This window comes from Streptomyces sp. H27-H5, assembly GCF_026627505.1.
Lineage (GTDB): Bacteria > Actinomycetota > Actinomycetes > Streptomycetales > Streptomycetaceae > Streptomyces.
This window is the reverse complement of record NZ_JAPNLK010000012.1, coordinates 25,704-40,505: the sequence shown is the minus strand read 5'-3', so window position 1 is coordinate 40,505 and position 14,802 is coordinate 25,704. Positions and strand designations below refer to the sequence as shown.

The following is a 14,802-nucleotide window of genomic DNA, read 5'->3' as shown; positions in this document are numbered from 1 at the left end:
TGCGGCCTACGGTGGGAAATGTGACCGTCCGCGAGCCCCGCACGCCGCCGCAGCCCCAGCCGATGCTGCGGCTCAGGCTGCTGCTCGTTCTCGGACTGACTCTCGGGCTGCTCGGCATGCATGCGCTGGGCACTGCCGCCGCGCTGCCGTCGACGGGTGCCACCGAGCACACGTCCCACCACGTGGCGGCAGTGCAGGCCGGCCCGCAGTACCTGTGCCCCGACGATGACTCGGGCCCGGCCCGCCACGGCGGCCACGCGGACCAGATGTGCGCATCCGCGGCCTTGCCCGGATCCCCCGGCATCGCCGCGCCGGACACCGCGCCCCTCACCGGCATGCCGAGCGGCATCGCCGACGCCTTGGCCGCGCTGCTGCTCGCGCCGGCCTACGAGCCCGCCGGAGGGCGGGCACCACCCCTGCTCGCCGAACTCCAGATCCTGCGGATATAGGGGCTCCTCCTGTGGCACGCGCCGAGGGCGCCGGCCACGGACGGCCCAGCCCTTCCTTCCCGCATCCGATCACTGGAGCCCAACGAAATGAACACGAACCGATCCCTGGCGCACCGCGCGGTCCTGGCGGCCACCGCGGTCGCCGCCGGCCTGGTCCTGGCCGCGTGCGGCAGCGACAACAGCGCGAACACGGCCGGCACCACTCCCGCGACCACGACCGCCCCGGCGTCGACAGAGGCCGACCGGCACAACCAGGCGGACGTCACCTTTGCGCAGGGGATGATCCCCCACCACCGTCAGGCCGTCCTGATGTCCGACATGGTCGCCACCCACGGCGCCTCCGCCGACGTCAAGACACTCGCGGAAAAAATCAAGAAGGCCCAGGCCCCGGAGATCGAGACCATGTCCGGCTGGCTCAAGGCGTGGGGCGAGAAGGTCCCCACCGGCCACAGCATGGATGGCATGGGCCACGGCGATGACGACTCCGGCATGCCCGGGATGATGAACGACCAGGACATGAACCAGCTCGGCAACGCCAAGGGCAACGCCTTCGACACCATGTTCCTGACCATGATGATCGAGCACCATGAGGGCGCGATCGACATGGCCAAGACGGAGAAGCAACAGGGCGCCTACGGCCCCGCCACGGCCCTGGCCGACGACATCATCACCTCCCAGACCGCCGAGATCGCCCAGATGCGCACCATGCTCAAGACAGGCTGACAGCGGCAGGGCTGCGACCTCGCCGCCCTGCTCCATCAGGGCCGAGCACCGCGGTTCCCTGAACCGGACAAGATCCCCAATTCGTGTGATCAACAACGGGGCTGCCGGACAGTGGGAGATGACAGCCGGATAGGGTCCCGGCATGGTCACGGCCCGGGCTGCTTTCAGCACGAGGCGGACCCGCCGCCCGGCGGGTCCGCTGCGGCTGCTGTGGCTGGCCGCCCTGCTGTTCGCCTTCCTCTACACGCACGCCGCCGGAGCCGAAAGCGCCTCCGCGCATGTCACCGGTGGCGGCGTCGCAGTGCCCCACCCGGCGCTCGCGGAGACCGAAGGTGCCCGGCCCGACCACGACGAGACGTCCGGCGGGCGCGACGACGACAGCGGGCACTCCCACCCCGCCGCGGCGTGCGCCACCATCCACCTGCAGCAGGGCTGTGACCTGCCCGGCCCGCCACTGGTCCCCCTCGCGGAGCTGGCTCCCGCCGACGCCGGGACGACGCCGCAGTCCTGGTGCCGGACCTTCCCGGCAAGCCTTCCTTCCTTGCACAGTTCCCTCGACTCAGTGGTGCAACAGGTATAGGTCCGGGTGCTTTGCCCCGATCTGACCTGACTCTCGTTGTCGACCCCGGCCCGCCCTACAGCGGGTTCGTCAGCGATGAGCCCCGCCCGCAGCACCCAAGGAACTCGCACATGACCTCCACCCAGCTCCTCGGCGCCCGGACCCCGGACGCCGCGCCCGCCCCTCCCGCCGTGGGGCGGGCCGCCCGGCGCAAGCAGCACTCCTCCCGCAAGCGGTCGTTCGCCGCCCGCTACCTCGGATACGTCGGCTACTTCGTCGGCGCCGGCCTCATCAGCGGCGCGGTCGTCCACCACCCGCTCGACCCCGACCGCTACACCCGAATCGCCGTCTACGGCGCCCTCGTCTTCCTCGCGGCGACGGTCCTCAACGAGTTCCTCCTTACCCGGGAGCGTCCCGGGCTCCCGCGCATGCTGGCCGTGATCGGCTCCTCGCTGCTGCTCTCGTTCGGCATCGGCATGCTGAGCGGCGGCCTCCAGCACTTCGACGACTTCCCTGCCCGCGGCGCCGTCCTCGTCCCCGCCGGTCTGGTCGTCTCCTTCGTCGCCTACGTCATCAAGGACGCAGACACGCCCTGGCACCGGATCTTCGGCCCTGTGGGGCTCGCCGTCCTCGCCGTGGCGGCCCTCGCCCTCTTCGGCCTGCGTGAGGTTGCCGCTTCGAAGGAAGGCGCCCCGGGCGGCGGGCACAGCCATGGAACCGAAGGGGAACCGGCAGACAACCACGGCTCCGCCCCCGAACCGACCGGACCCGTACCGACTGCCCCTGCCCAGGGCGCCTCTCCCACGCCGAAGCCCTCTTCGCCTGCACCGACCCACAACGACGGGCATGCCCACTAGGGACATGCCGCCAACGGCGGCTTTGTGGAAGCGAATTCACACAAAGGCGCCCGAGGGCGGTGCAGGTCACACGAAAGGTGTCTCGCGATTCGAGACGACCTGGGCTTGAGGTGGCCGATGCGGTGCGCCGCGACCCCTCCGAGCAGGCGATTCCCCCGAGTTGGGGCACGCGGAGGGCACGGCGGGGCCGGAGAGGTCTAGACAATGACGAAGCCCCAGGTCGCTGACCTGGGGCTTCGCAGAAGAACGGATGACGGGAATCGAACCCGCGCTATAAGCTTGGGAATCCCCCGGTACTTGAGGCTCGTTGGGGTGCTGACCTGCGAAGATGTGTCTTTCGAAGTGGATTCCAAGGGTTCCGGGCGTCCTCTGCCGACCGCTGTTTACCGCCCTGACTGGCACGTAAGGGCACGCGCCGCTAAGAGTGCTTGGCCGGCCTGATCTGCGAGGTACGAGCGCAGGGCCGCGTGCGAGGAGCGTTCCGAGCCGCTCGCCCTGGCGTCCAGCCATGCATCGTCGTGCCGACTGCCGGACGGTCAGGCTGTGTCGATGGCCACGAGCAGACCTGCCAGCGCCGGCTGTGCATCATATGCAAGTCTGTTGGCGCAGGTCAGTCCAGTATTCTTGGGTGTTCACCTGGGTTCATGAGCGTTCCCGTACCTCCGCCCGTCTGCAGCGTGGACGGTGCTGAACGCTGCTGCACCGACCTGAATGAGACGGGATTGAAGCAGGTCCAGAAGCAGGGCCAGACGGCGGCCTCGCGCCGCCGCGAAGACGGCCTGCTGCGTGAAGAGGACCCGCGCGACGAGACCTTTTGGCCGGAGAACCACTCGCCCTCACGCACAGAGCCCGGCCGGGGTCTGTCATGTCCCGCCCGACGCGACCTCGAAGCTCGCAGGGACGGGGGGAGACGGCCCTGCCTCCGAGGCGGCTTCCTGACGTTACGTCACTCACATAGACCATTTTTTCTGATTTGTAGGCAATTACGGTGGAATATGCGTGACTGTTCCCGTGTGACGGCATATCACTAGCTCGGGCAGGGAGCCGCTCTCGAAGTCCCCGCTCAGGAGCCTGCGCGCCCGGCGCGGGTAGGGGCTTGCGGCCCCGCGCAGCCATCGTCGCGGGCGCTCGGGAACCTCCTCCGGGAGGACCTGAGACCCGAAGCAACAAGAAAGGTCCTGCTGTGTCATTGGATGTCATCCGGTCGGGTCCACCCGACAGAAGGCCTCGACGCAATCTGTTCAAACGGGGAGCCCTTGTCCTGCTCCCCGCAGCGATCCTGGCGGCGGCAACCCTGGTCCCGACCCTCGCTCACGCCCTGGAAGCTCCCGTCGGGCTGGGGACCACCACCAATTACGCGGTCCTGGCCGGTTCAACGGTCACCAACACGGGCCCCTCCGTCATCAACGGAGATCTGGGGCTCCATCCGGGCACATCGGTAACCGGCTTTCCGCCCGGCATCGTCAACGGAACGCAGCACGTCACCGACGCCGCCGCCGCTCAGGCGAAGTCCGACCTCGTCGTCGCCTACAACGACGCGGCAAGCCGGGGACCCGGCGCCGCCACTTCGGCCGATATCGGCGGACAAACGCTGGCGCCCGGCGTCTACACGGCCTCGTCGACACTGAACATCACCGGAACGGTCACTCTCGACGGCCAGAACAACCCCGATGCCGTCTTCATCTTCCAGATCCCCTCGACCCTGATCACGGCTCCGGCGAGTGTCGTGGCCTTCATCAACGGGGCAAATGCCTGCAACGTGTTCTGGCAGGTGGGCAGCTCCGCCACCATCGACACGACCTCCCAGTTCAAGGGCAACATCCTGGCCCTGACGTCCATCACGCTGAACACGGGCGCCGTGCTCGAAGGCCGTGCCCTGGCGCGCAATGGCGCTGTCACGCTGGACACCAACACCATCACGAGGGCGGCCTGCGCCGTTGGCCCGCCTGGGCCGCCTGGGCCTCCCGGGCCGACCGGCTCGCCTGGCCCGACGGGCCCGACGGGTGCTCCCGGCCCTGACGGCAGTCCTGGCGCCCCTGGCCCGACCGGCGCCCCTGGCCCGACGGGTGCTCCCGGCCCTGACGGCAGTCCTGGCGCCCCTGGCCCGACCGGCGCCCCCGGCCCGACCGGCGCCCCTGGCCCGACGGGTGCTCCCGGCCCTGACGGCAGTCCTGGCGCGCCCGGCCCGACCGGCGCCCCCGGCCCGACGGGTGCGCCCGGCCCGACCGGCGCCCCCGGCCCGACGGGTGCTCCCGGCCCTGACGGCAGTCCTGGCGCCCCTGGCCCGACCGGCGCCCCTGGCCCGACCGGCGCCCCCGGACCGACCGGCGCCCCCGGACCTGCTGGACCTGCTGGACCTGCTGGACCTGCCGGACCTGCCGGACCCGCCGGACCCGCCGGACCCGCCGGACCCGCCGGACCCAAGGGGCCTCGCGGCGACAAGGGTGAAAAGGGTGACGCGGGCGATCACGACCACGGTCACGACGACGAGGGCGAGCACGGTGAGCACGGTCACGATCACGACCACGGCAAGCCCGGCCACGACCACGGCAAGCCCGGGCACGGCCACGGCAAGCCCGGGCACGGCCACGACGGCTCCGACCAGGGCAAGGCCTAGTCGGCCGACTTCCTACCAGGCGGCTTCCACGATGCTCTGGGCCACGTAGGTCCGGGGCACACCGCCAAGAACGTCAACTTCACCCCTGTAAGCGCCGCCACCGGCCTGCGGTCGAAGGAGACGACGCCGGGCCCTCACCGCGACCGACTTGAGCGGCGAGGTCAGCATCATGGCCGCCACTGCAGCCGCGCCGGCATTCGTCGGAGGCTCGGCCGTCTTCGCCATGAGGCGGACCCGGCGAGATGGAGCAATCCGACAGGACTAGCCCTTCACAGAAAGGCTGACGCTCGATCAACCACATAGGCAGTTCGGTCCGCCGTTCGGCAGTTGAGCCCCTGGAGACATCGTCCGGGGGTTCAGTGGCGCTCACGGGCTCGGCAGGGACAGCGCGCGGGCATCCGGGCACGATTCGGGGTCGGTGTACGCCCTGATGGTTTCCTTGATGAAATGCCGGGTGCCGTCCGGGCTCAGCGCCTGGGCCCACAAGTGCGCATGCATGCCGCTGTAGCGTCCCACGTCGGATCGTTTTTCCAGATAGAGGTCGCTGGTGAACCTCTCCAGATACACCACGCTCCCATCGGTGGTGTCGGCGAACTCGAGCAGCGTGAACTGTCCCGAGACGCCTGGGTGCGCACCTGCATCGTGGGGGAGGACCTGCATGGTGACGTGCGGCTGGGCGCTGAGGTGGGCCAGATGCTTCAGCTGTTCGCGCATGACCTCGCGGCTGCCCGCGACGCGGCACAGCGCCGATGCGTCCAGCACGGCCCATAGGCGCAGTGGGTTGCCCGGGGCGCGAGGCCGGTCCTGGCGCCGCATCCGCACTGCGAGGCGGGTGGCGGCCTGTTCGGCAGTGGCGGCCGCTTTACCAGGAACTCCCGCTGCTGGTCTGCGCGTACGCCGTACTGTTCCTGCCCATCGCGGTCGCCGCCACCCGCGCCGCGGTCCTCCAGGCCCCGCCCGCACTGGAGGACGTCGCCCGGTCGCTGGGCCGCGGCCCCTGGCGCGTACTGCGCGAGATCACCGTGCCGCTCGCCGCCCCCGGGGTCGCCGCGGGAGCCGCGCTGACCTTCGGGGTCTGCATGAAGGAACCGCCCGCGACCCTGCTGCTGCGCCCGACCGGCATGGACACCCTGGCCACCTGGCTGTGGACGGAGACCGGCAGCGGATCCTTCGCGGCCGCGGCCCCGTACGCCGCCGCGCTGATCCTGCTCGCGGCCATCCCCTCCTACCTCCTCGGGAGGCACCGCACATGACCGGACTGCACATCGAAGGCCTGACCAAGTCCTACGGCGGCCCCGACGCCCCACCCGTCCTCGACGGCCTCGACCTCACGGTGCCGGCCGGCGCCCTGGCCGCCGTACTCGGCCCCCCTCCGGCTGCGGCAAGACGACCATGCTCCGCATCATCGCCGGCTTCCTGCGCGCCGACGCGGGCACGGTCTCGGTCGGCGGACGCGTGCTGACCGGGCCGGGCGTGCACCTGCCGCCGGAACACCGGCAGATCGGCATCGTCCCCCAGGAGGGCTCGCTCTTCCCCCCACTTGAGCGTGGCTCGCAACGTGGCCTTCGGCCTGACCTCCCTCGACCGGGCCGACCGCCGCCGTCGTACCGAGGAGATGCTGGAGCTGGTCGGACTGGCGGGCTACGGCGACCGGATGCCCCACGAGCTGTCCGGCGGCCAGCAGCAGCGCATCGCCCTGGCCCGCGCCCTCGCCCCGAGCCCCCAACTGGTCCTGCTCGACGAGCCGTTCAACGCGCTGGACAGCGCCCTGCGGACCAGGGTCCGGGCCGACGTCCGGGCCGCCCTCCAGGCCACCGGCGCCACCGCCGTCCTGGACACCCCGATCGACGTCCGCGTCGCGGGCCCCCTCGCCGTCCGTTCGGGCGAAGACACCGGTATCCGGATCACCGGCGAGGCCACCCCTCATTCATCACCTGGTCGCGCGGTGTCGTCAGCCCGCCGCGTTCTTGAGGTGCGCGGCGCCGAGGTGGCGCGGATGGTGCGCCGGGCTCCTCCGGCCAGGGCATTTACGCGAGTTGGGGCACGCGGAGGGCACGGTAGGGCCATAGAGGTCTAGACAACGAAGAAGGCCCAGGTCGCTGACCTGGGCCTTCTTGCAAGAGCGGATGACGGGAATCGAACCCGCGCTATAAGCTTGGGAAGCTCATGTTCTACCATTAAACTACATCCGCACAGGGGTCCAATTGCTTGGAGCCGTATCGTTGCACACTCTACCCCATGATCGACCCCCGGTGAATTTGCCGCGGGGTCGTCGTTGTGTGGGGGGTGCAGCGAGGCGCGTACGAGGGGGAGTTGGGGCGTACCGTAGGGGTTCGGAGCGGCGGCTGGAGTGGGTCCCGGTCATCCCTTAATGTGGCGATTCGTCGCAGTACGGCTGGTTGGGGAAAGGGACTCGATGGAGCACACCGTCGTCCGTTGTGCCGAAGGGCATGTATTCAGCACCGCTTCGTTTCCGCTGCAGCACCTCGGTGCCGGTCGGATCGGGCCCGGGCGGCTGCTGCGGTGCGCGCGGCTGAGGCACGCGGTGCCCGTCGGCGGCGCGAAGCGTTAGTCGCGAGGTCGCGAGGCGTCGGCAGGCGCGGTAGACGTCGGCAGGCGTCGGCAGGCGTCGGCAGGCGCGCGGGGGCCGCTCTCGATTGGGGGTGGCCCGTGCGCTCTGCGTATCCTCGGGGCGTGCTTCTCTCTGACAAAGACATCCGGGCCGAGATCGACAGCGGACGGGTTCGCATCGACCCGTTCGACGAGTCGATGGTGCAGCCCTCCAGCATCGATGTACGTCTCGACCGGTTCTTCCGGGTCTTCGAGAACCACCGGTACGCGCACATCGACCCCGCCACCGAGCAGTCGGATCTGACGCGGATGGTCGAGCCGGACGGCGACGAGGCGTTCATCCTCCACCCGGGCGAGTTCGTGCTCGCCTCCACGTACGAGGTCATCTCGCTGCCCGACGACATCGCCTCCCGACTGGAGGGGAAGTCCAGTCTGGGGCGCCTCGGTCTGGTGACGCATTCGACGGCCGGGTTCATCGACCCCGGGTTCTCCGGTCACGTGACCCTGGAGCTGTCGAACCTCGCGACGCTGCCGATCAAGCTGTGGCCGGGCATGAAGATCGGGCAGCTGTGCCTGTTCCGGCTCAGCTCGCCCGCGGAGTTCCCGTACGGGAGCGAGCGGTACGGATCCCGTTACCAGGGGCAGCGCGGCCCGACGGCCTCGCGCTCCTTCCAGAACTTCCACCGCACCCAGGTGAGGCACGAGGCATGAGCGACGTACGCGAGAACCTGAACTACGAGGGTTTCGGTCGCGCCGTGCGCGAGCTGGCGCAGACCATCGCCGACGACGGCTACGAGCCGGACATCATCCTGAGCATCGCCCGCGGCGGTGTGTTCGTGGCCGGTGGTCTGGCCTACGCGCTCGACTGCAAGAACATCCACCTCGTCAACGTGGAGTTCTACACGGGCGTGGGCACCACCCTGGAGATGCCGGTCATGCTGGCGCCGGTGCCCGAGGCGATCGACTTCACGAACAAGAAGGTCCTCATCGCCGATGACGTGGCCGACACCGGGAAGACGCTCAAGCTCGTCCACGACTTCTGCCTCGGCCATGTCGCCGAGGTGCGCTCCGCGGTCATCTACGAGAAGTCGCACTCGCTCGTGAAGTGCGAGTACGTGTGGAAGAAGACCGACGAGTGGATCAACTTCCCGTGGTCGGTCGAGCCGCCCGTGGTCAAGCGCGAGGGTCAGATCCTCGACGCCTGACACGTGGCGTCGTGAGGTGACACGGCAGTGATCCGGGGCCGGGCGGACAGCGCCCGGCCCCGTCTTCGTGTCGTCCTCAGCCGGCGCGGCGCCGTACGGGCCGGGTTCGTGCGGGCGCCGACCGTACGAAGGGGCCCGGCGCGCGGTGTGCGCGCCGGGCCCCTTCGTACGCTCGCTCCTACCGGGTACGGCGGCGGTCAGATCGTGCCCAGCTTGATGATGGACAGCAGGGCGACCAGCTGGATCGCGGAGGCGCCCAGCGCCTTCGGCCACGGCAGGTCGTGCGACTTGCTCACCAGCGAAGTGAACAGGGCGCCGGCGGCCAGCCAGGTGACCCAGCCCAGGACCTGGACGACGATGTTGTCGCCGCCGAGGAAGATCGCGAACAGCAGTCGCGGGGCGTCGGTGATGGACATGACCAGCATCGACAGGCCGACCGTCGGCTGCCACGCGCCGTCGCCGCCCAGTTGGCGGGCCAGTGTGTGCGTGACCGCGCCCAGGATGAGGCCGCAGAGCACGAACGCCACGGCGGCGCTGAGCACGATCGGGACGGCGTTGGCCAGGGTGGCCTTGATGACGTCCTCGCGGGTGTCGTCGAGGCCGAAGACCGCGAGGAGACCGTAGAGGAAGGTCACGATCAGCGCCGGACCCCAGACGGGGTAGTCGCGCATCTGGAGGAACGTCGGTCCCGGCCGCATCACGATGCCGCGCAGGAGCTCCTTCCAGGGCAGCCGCGGACCGGCCGGGGCCGCCGCGCCCGCGTGGTACGTCGCGCCCTGGCTGTACGGGTCCTCGCCGATGGAGAAGGCCTGGGTGAAGCCCGGGTTGTTCGCGTACGAGGGCTCGTACGGGGGTTGCTGCTGCCCGTGGTGCGGCTGCTGCTGTTGTCCGTACGGGTCGAAGTACTCGGGCTCGCCGTGGTCCCCGTGCGCGCCCTGCTGCGGCCACTGCTGTTGCGGTGGCGGCCCGCCGGCAGGCGGGTAGGGCTGTCGGCCGTACGGTGCCTGCGGCGGTTGCTGCTGACCGTACGGCTGCTGCCGCGGGGGTTGCGGGGGTTGTTGCGGGGTGCGGTTGTTGTCCCGGCCGCGTCCGATCCTGAATCCAGCCACGTGATCGAAAGTACCTGCTCCGGCGGGTGATGGTGGTCGGGCGGCCGGAACAGGGGGCCTTTGCGGCTGAGCTGTGACATCCCCTAGGGGAACCCCGGGGGGTTCTCCCCACCCCTGAGGCCGGTGGGATTTACGTGGCTGAGGGGCAGTCTGCGGAGGTTCGTTACGTTCTCTACTGAATGCGGAGATATCGGACCCGTAGCTTCGTGAGGGTCGCCGCCACGCACCACGCGTCACGAACGCCGAACGAGCACGGAAAGAGTCCCCCCATGCGCAGCCCCCGCCCCACCAGCCGCCGTACCGCCTTCCGTACCGCCGCCGTCCTCGCCGGCGCGACCGCCGTCCTGGCGCTCCCCGTGGGGGCCGCCTTCGCGGATTCGCCGGCGGCCCCGGATCCGCAGGTGCTGCCCGGCGTCGAGCAGCCGGCCGTGGACCCGACGCCCCCGCCGACCACCCCGCAGACCGTCCCGTCCACGGTCCCGGCCGGCGCCTCGCCCACGAAGCCGGCCCGCGGGTACGTCACCACCGCCAGGCTGGCGGACGGATCGGTGGCCAAGATCTACGAGATCGGCGTCGACCACGTCGAGGCGGACGTCTTCGCCGGCTCCACGAAGCTGGGCACGCTGGTCAGCAGGGACGGGCGGCCGGCGTACGGCCAGAACAACGGCGTGCACATCACCCTCTACCCGAACGGCACCGTGAGCTCGTGGGTCGAGGCCGCGCCCAAGCCGAAGCCCAAGCCGCAGTCGAAGCCGAAGCCCGTGGTCGAGCAGGAGAGCGCCGCGCGGATCGTCATGCCGGACGGGAACGTCGCGGAGGCGGTGTACGGCGTGCACGGCAAGCGCGTGGACCTGTCCACGGCGAACGGGCACCGGCTGGGCACGATCGACCTGAAGGACCCGAACGCGCTGAACGACGGCTGGATGTACAAGCTCGTCCGGGACGGCCGGCACGTGAAGTTCGTCGTCATCGACGGCAAGAGCGGTGGCAACAGCTGGGTGTACGACTTCGACAGCGGCAAGCTGATCGAGCGGTACACGGTCGCGAGCGGCAAGTAGACCGCCGCCGGCGCCGCCGGGAAACGACGGAACGGCCGGTCCCCCGAGTGGGGGCCGGCCGTTCCTGTGGGTGTACCTACACCTACTTGGCAGCCTCGGGCTTCGCCTCTTCCGCCGCGGGCTCCGCGTCGGCCTTCGTCTCGGCCTTCGCGTCGGCCTTGGTCTCGGCCTTCGCTTCGGTTTCGGCTTCGACCTCGGGCTCGGCCGCCACGGGCGTCTCGGGCTTCGACTCGGCCACGGGCTCCGCCGCGGCCTTGGTGTCGGCCTCCGCCTCGGACGCCTCGGCCTCAGGCGCGGACGCCTCCGGCTTCGCCTCGGCCTGCTCCGGCTTCGCCTCGGCCTGCTCCGGCTTCGCCTCGGCCTCGACAGCAGCTTCCGCCGCCGCCTCGGGCTTCGCCTCCGCGTCAGCCTTGGCTTCCGCCTCCGCCTTCGCCTTGGCTTCCGCCTCCGCCTTCGCCTGGGCCTCCGCCTCCGCCTTCGCCTTGGCCTCCGCCTCAGCCTTCGCGGCGGCTTCCGCCTTCGCGGCCGCCTTCGCCGCCGCCTCGGCTTCGGCGGCGGCCGCGGCGGCCGCTTCCGCCTCTTCCGCGGCGAGCGCCTCCGCGGCGAGTTCCTCCGCCGTCGGACCCGGTGCCTTCACCGATTCCAGCAGCAGCTGCGCCACGTCGACGACCTGGACGGATTCCTTCGCCTGGCCGTCGTTCTTCTTGCCGTTGACCGAGTCGGTCAGCATCACCAGGCAGAACGGGCACGCCGTCGACACGATGTCCGGGTTCAGGGACAGGGCCTCGTCGACACGCTCGTTGTTGATGCGCTTGCCGATCCGCTCCTCCATCCACATCCGGGCGCCACCGGCGCCACAGCAGAAGCCCCGCTCCTTGTGGCGGTGCATCTCCTGCTGGCGCAGCCCCGGAACGGCCGACATGATCTCGCGCGGCGGCGTGTAGACCTTGTTGTGCCGACCCAGGTAGCAGGGGTCGTGGTAGGTGATCAGACCGTCCACCGGCGTGACCGGCGTCAGCCGCCCCTCGTCGAGCAGGTGCTGGAGCAGCTGCGTGTGGTGGATGACCTCGTACTCGCCGCCCAGCTGCGGGTACTCGTTCGCGATGGTGTTGAAGCAGTGCGGGCAGGTGGAGACGATCCGCTTCGCCGACTTCGGCTTCTTCGTGGACTCGTCCTCGTCGTCCTCGCCGAAGGCCATGTTGAGCATGGCCACGTTCTCCTGGGCGAGCTGCTGGAACAGCGGCTCGTTGCCCAGGCGGCGCGGGGAGTCACCGGTGCACTTCTCGTCGCCGCCCATGATCGCGAACTTGACGCCCGCCATGTTCAGCAGCTCGGCGAAGGCCTTCGTGGTCTTCTTCGCCCGGTCCTCCAGGGCGCCGGCGCAGCCGACCCAGTAGAGGTAGTCGTACTCGGAGAGGTCCTCAGCGTCCTTGCCGATGATCGGGACCTCGAAGTCCACCTCCTTGGTCCACTCGACGCGCTGCTTCTTCGCGAGGCCCCAGGGGTTGCCCTTCTTCTCCAGGTTCTTGAGCATCGTGCCCGCCTCCGACGGGAACGCGCTCTCGATCATCACCTGGTAGCGCCGCATGTCGACGATGTGGTCGATGTGCTCGATGTCGACCGGGCACTGCTCGACGCACGCGCCGCACGTGGTGCAGGACCAGAGCACGTCCGGGTCGATGACGCCGTTCTCCTCGGCGGTGCCGATCAGGGGGCGCTCGGCCTCCGCGAGGGCGGCCGCCGGAACGTCCTTGAGCTGCTCCGCCGTCGCCTTCTCGTTGCCCTCCATGTCCTTGCCGCCACCGGCGAGCAGGTAGGGGGCCTTGGCGTGCGCGTGGTCGCGCAGCGACATGATCAGGAGCTTCGGCGACAGCGGCTTGCCGGTGTTCCAGGCGGGGCACTGCGACTGGCAGCGACCGCACTCGGTGCAGGTGGAGAAGTCGAGGATGCCCTTCCAGGAGAACTGCTCGACCTGGGAGACGCCGAAGACGTCGTCCTCGCCCGGGTCCTCGAAGTCGATCTCCTTGCCGCCGCTCGTCATCGGCTTCAGCTCGCCGAGCGCGACCGCGCCGTCGGCGTTGCGCTTGAACCAGATGTTCGGGAAGCCGAGGAAGCGGTGCCAGGCCACACCCATGTTGGTGTTGAGCGAGACGACGATCATCCAGATCAGCGAGGTGCCGATCTTGATCATCGCGGTGAAGTAGATGAGCGTCTGGAGCGTGTCGACCGAGAGGCCCTTGAAGGCCAGCACCAGCGGGTACGACAGGAAGTACGCCGGCTCGTAGTGGTCGACGTGGTGGATCGCACCCTCAAGGCCGCGCAGCGTCAGGATCGCGAGGCCGATGGTCAGGATGATGTACTCGACGAAGTACGCCTGCCAGGCCTTCGAGCCCGTGAAGCGCGACTTGCGACCGGCCCGCGAGGGAAGGTTGGCCAGGCGGATGCCCATCAGCACGAGGATGCCGAGGATCGTCATCACGCCGATGAACTCGATGTACAGCTCGAACGGCAGGAAGCCGCCGATGATCGGCAGCGTCCAGTCGGCCTGGAAGAGCTGGCCGTAGGCCTGCGCCAGGGTCGGAGGCAGCGTCAGGAAGCCGATGGCGACGAACCAGTGGGCGAATCCGACGATGCCCCAGCGGTTCATGCGGCTGTGGCCGAGGAACTCCCTGACCAGGGTGATCGTTCGTGCTTTCGGGTTGTCCGTGCGGCTACCCGCCGGCACGGGTTGGCCGAGTTTCACGAACCGGTAGATCTGCGCCACGGCTCGGGCGAGCAGCGCGACGCCGACCACGGTCAGGACCAGCGACACGATGATCGCGGCGAGTTGCATGGGAGGGCTCCTCGGGCGGGACTTACTAAGCGGTAACTTATTGAGTCAAGGCTTGAGGTTACCCAGTTCCCGCGCCGCAATGTAGGTGAGCGAGCGGTGATCTGTGTCGCTCAGGCATGCCTCTGTAGACAGGCGGCCCGAGGTGTCTGCGCGAGGATCGCGAGATCCATCCCCAGCCAATGGCTCTCCACATAGTGCCGGTCCAACAGGGTCATCTCCTCCCAGGGGAGGTCGGAGCGCGCGCTGACTTGCCACAATCCGGTCATTCCGGGGCGTACGAAGAGTCGTTCGGGCCGATCCGTGGCCGCCTCGGGGCGCGGTCCGACCAGCGACATCTCCCCCCGCAGCACGTTCAGCAGCTGCGGGAGCGCGTCCAGGCCGCACCGCTCCACCACCGCGCCCGGTCGACCGGTGTCCCGCGTCCGCAGCCGCCAGGTCCGGAACTCCCGCCCGCCCCGCCCGAGCGCGGCTTCCCGTACGAGGACGCCGCGCCGGCCCGCGTACAGCAGCCCCGCGGCGGCGAGCAGCGGCAGGGCGAACACCCCGAGCAGGATCACCGCGCCGACGAGGTCGAGCACCCGCTTGGTGGACAGGTCGGGGCGCGGGAAGGCGGGCCGGCAGGGCCCCGGCGGGGCGGACGGGTTCGGCTTCGACGGGGTGGGCAGGCGGAACGTCCGGGGTGGGCGCGGCGAGGGTGGTTGCGGGCGCATGGAGGCACGGTGCCCCACACGTTCGGCGGTCCCCGGATGCCGCGCGGGGTGGTGGCCGGAGGGTCGCCCGCTCGGCTGTGTGGCGGACGGGGCGGGCGCCGGCGGCGTGTC

Annotated in this window: 11 protein-coding genes, 1 tRNA gene and 4 pseudogenes; 11 read left to right on the top strand and 5 right to left on the bottom strand. The window is 69.9% G+C overall.

What is annotated here, in order from left to right:
* Positions 1–20: 20 nt before the first annotated feature.
* The 6 genes and pseudogenes from OTB19_RS07970 to OTB19_RS07945 all read left to right on the top strand — a co-directional run bounded on the left by OTB19_RS07970 (position 21) and on the right by OTB19_RS07945 (position 5,254).
* A complete protein-coding gene (locus tag OTB19_RS07970) occupies positions 21–449 on the top strand; it encodes a DUF6153 family protein (RefSeq protein ID WP_267797325.1) in 429 nt (142 codons plus the stop codon).
* Positions 450–536: 87 nt separating this feature from the next.
* Positions 537–1,172 carry a DUF305 domain-containing protein gene (locus tag OTB19_RS07965; RefSeq protein WP_267797323.1) on the top strand — a complete coding sequence of 212 codons (636 nt, stop codon included), beginning with the start codon at positions 537–539 and terminating at the stop codon, positions 1,170–1,172.
* A 142-nt stretch (positions 1,173–1,314) separates the two neighbouring features.
* Complete coding sequence (locus tag OTB19_RS07960; protein ID WP_267797321.1) at positions 1,315–1,752, top strand: hypothetical protein; 438 nt, start codon at positions 1,315–1,317, stop codon at positions 1,750–1,752.
* 110 nt (positions 1,753–1,862) lie between these two features.
* Complete coding sequence (locus tag OTB19_RS07955) at positions 1,863–2,588, top strand: hypothetical protein (protein WP_267797320.1); 726 nt, start codon at positions 1,863–1,865, stop codon at positions 2,586–2,588.
* A gap of 1,183 nt (positions 2,589–3,771) precedes the next feature.
* Positions 3,772–4,449 (top strand): annotated as a pseudogene (locus OTB19_RS07950) (ice-binding family protein); the annotation flags it as partial.
* Between the two features lie 76 nt (positions 4,450–4,525).
* Positions 4,526–5,254, top strand: a complete 729-nt coding sequence (locus OTB19_RS07945) for a hypothetical protein (RefSeq protein ID WP_267797421.1) — start codon at positions 4,526–4,528, stop codon at positions 5,252–5,254.
* A 317-nt stretch (positions 5,255–5,571) separates the two neighbouring features.
* Here the strand turns inward: OTB19_RS07945 and OTB19_RS07940 are convergent, their stop codons facing one another.
* A complete protein-coding gene (locus OTB19_RS07940) occupies positions 5,572–6,021 on the bottom strand; it encodes a DUF5753 domain-containing protein (RefSeq protein WP_324290507.1) in 450 nt (149 codons plus the stop codon).
* A gap of 26 nt (positions 6,022–6,047) precedes the next feature.
* On the opposite strand from OTB19_RS07940, the pseudogene OTB19_RS07935 reads away from it, so the two are divergent.
* Both OTB19_RS07935 and OTB19_RS43380 read left to right on the top strand, forming a co-directional pair.
* Positions 6,048–6,458, top strand: a pseudogene (locus OTB19_RS07935) (ABC transporter permease subunit); the annotation flags it as partial.
* A pseudogene (locus tag OTB19_RS43380) lies at positions 6,455–7,045 on the top strand (ABC transporter ATP-binding protein); the annotation flags it as partial. The pseudogenes OTB19_RS07935 and OTB19_RS43380, both read left to right, overlap by 4 nt.
* 281 nt (positions 7,046–7,326) lie before the next feature.
* On the opposite strand, the gene OTB19_RS07920 reads toward OTB19_RS43380, so the two are convergent.
* Positions 7,327–7,397: transfer RNA gene (locus OTB19_RS07920), tRNA-Gly, on the bottom strand.
* Between the two features lie 502 nt (positions 7,398–7,899).
* On the opposite strand from OTB19_RS07920, the gene dcd reads away from it, so the two are divergent.
* Positions 7,900–8,487: a dCTP deaminase gene (gene dcd, locus OTB19_RS07915; protein WP_053675430.1), complete on the top strand. Its 588-nt coding sequence runs from the start codon at positions 7,900–7,902 to the stop codon at positions 8,485–8,487.
* The gene (locus OTB19_RS07910) at positions 8,484–8,981 is read left to right on the top strand and encodes a phosphoribosyltransferase (RefSeq protein WP_267797316.1); all 498 of its coding nucleotides are present in this window, start codon (positions 8,484–8,486) and stop codon (positions 8,979–8,981) included. The genes dcd and OTB19_RS07910 overlap by 4 nt, the downstream gene beginning before the upstream one ends.
* A gap of 197 nt (positions 8,982–9,178) precedes the next feature.
* Here OTB19_RS07910 and OTB19_RS07905 read toward each other — a convergent pair whose 3' ends face one another.
* Positions 9,179–10,090 carry a Yip1 family protein gene (locus OTB19_RS07905; RefSeq protein ID WP_267797314.1) on the bottom strand — a complete coding sequence of 304 codons (912 nt, stop codon included), beginning with the start codon at positions 10,088–10,090 and terminating at the stop codon, positions 9,179–9,181.
* A gap of 269 nt (positions 10,091–10,359) precedes the next feature.
* Between OTB19_RS07905 and OTB19_RS07900 the strand changes: the two genes are divergently transcribed.
* Positions 10,360–11,148, top strand: coding sequence for a hypothetical protein (locus OTB19_RS07900; RefSeq protein ID WP_267797312.1), 789 nt, complete (start codon positions 10,360–10,362; stop codon positions 11,146–11,148).
* A 610-nt stretch (positions 11,149–11,758) separates the two neighbouring features.
* Here OTB19_RS07900 and OTB19_RS07895 read toward each other — a convergent pair.
* A pseudogene (locus OTB19_RS07895) lies at positions 11,759–13,981 on the bottom strand (heterodisulfide reductase-related iron-sulfur binding cluster); the annotation flags it as partial.
* A gap of 110 nt (positions 13,982–14,091) precedes the next feature.
* A complete protein-coding gene (locus tag OTB19_RS07890) occupies positions 14,092–14,691 on the bottom strand; it encodes a sugar transferase (protein ID WP_324290506.1) in 600 nt (199 codons plus the stop codon).
* Positions 14,692–14,802: the final 111 nt, after the last annotated feature.

Coding starts and splice junctions, on each gene's coding strand:
- OTB19_RS07940 (WP_324290507.1), bottom strand. CDS start 6,021: ATGCGGCGCCAGGACCGGCCTCGCGCCCCGGGCAACCCACTGCGCCTA.
- OTB19_RS07900 (WP_267797312.1), top strand. CDS start 10,360: ATGCGCAGCCCCCGCCCCACCAGCCGCCGTACCGCCTTCCGTACCGCC.
- OTB19_RS07910 (WP_267797316.1), top strand. CDS start 8,484: ATGAGCGACGTACGCGAGAACCTGAACTACGAGGGTTTCGGTCGCGCC.
- OTB19_RS07890 (WP_324290506.1), bottom strand. CDS start 14,691: ATGCGCCCGCAACCACCCTCGCCGCGCCCACCCCGGACGTTCCGCCTG.
- OTB19_RS07955 (WP_267797320.1), top strand. CDS start 1,863: ATGACCTCCACCCAGCTCCTCGGCGCCCGGACCCCGGACGCCGCGCCC.
- OTB19_RS07965 (WP_267797323.1), top strand. CDS start 537: ATGAACACGAACCGATCCCTGGCGCACCGCGCGGTCCTGGCGGCCACC.
- OTB19_RS07960 (WP_267797321.1), top strand. CDS start 1,315: ATGGTCACGGCCCGGGCTGCTTTCAGCACGAGGCGGACCCGCCGCCCG.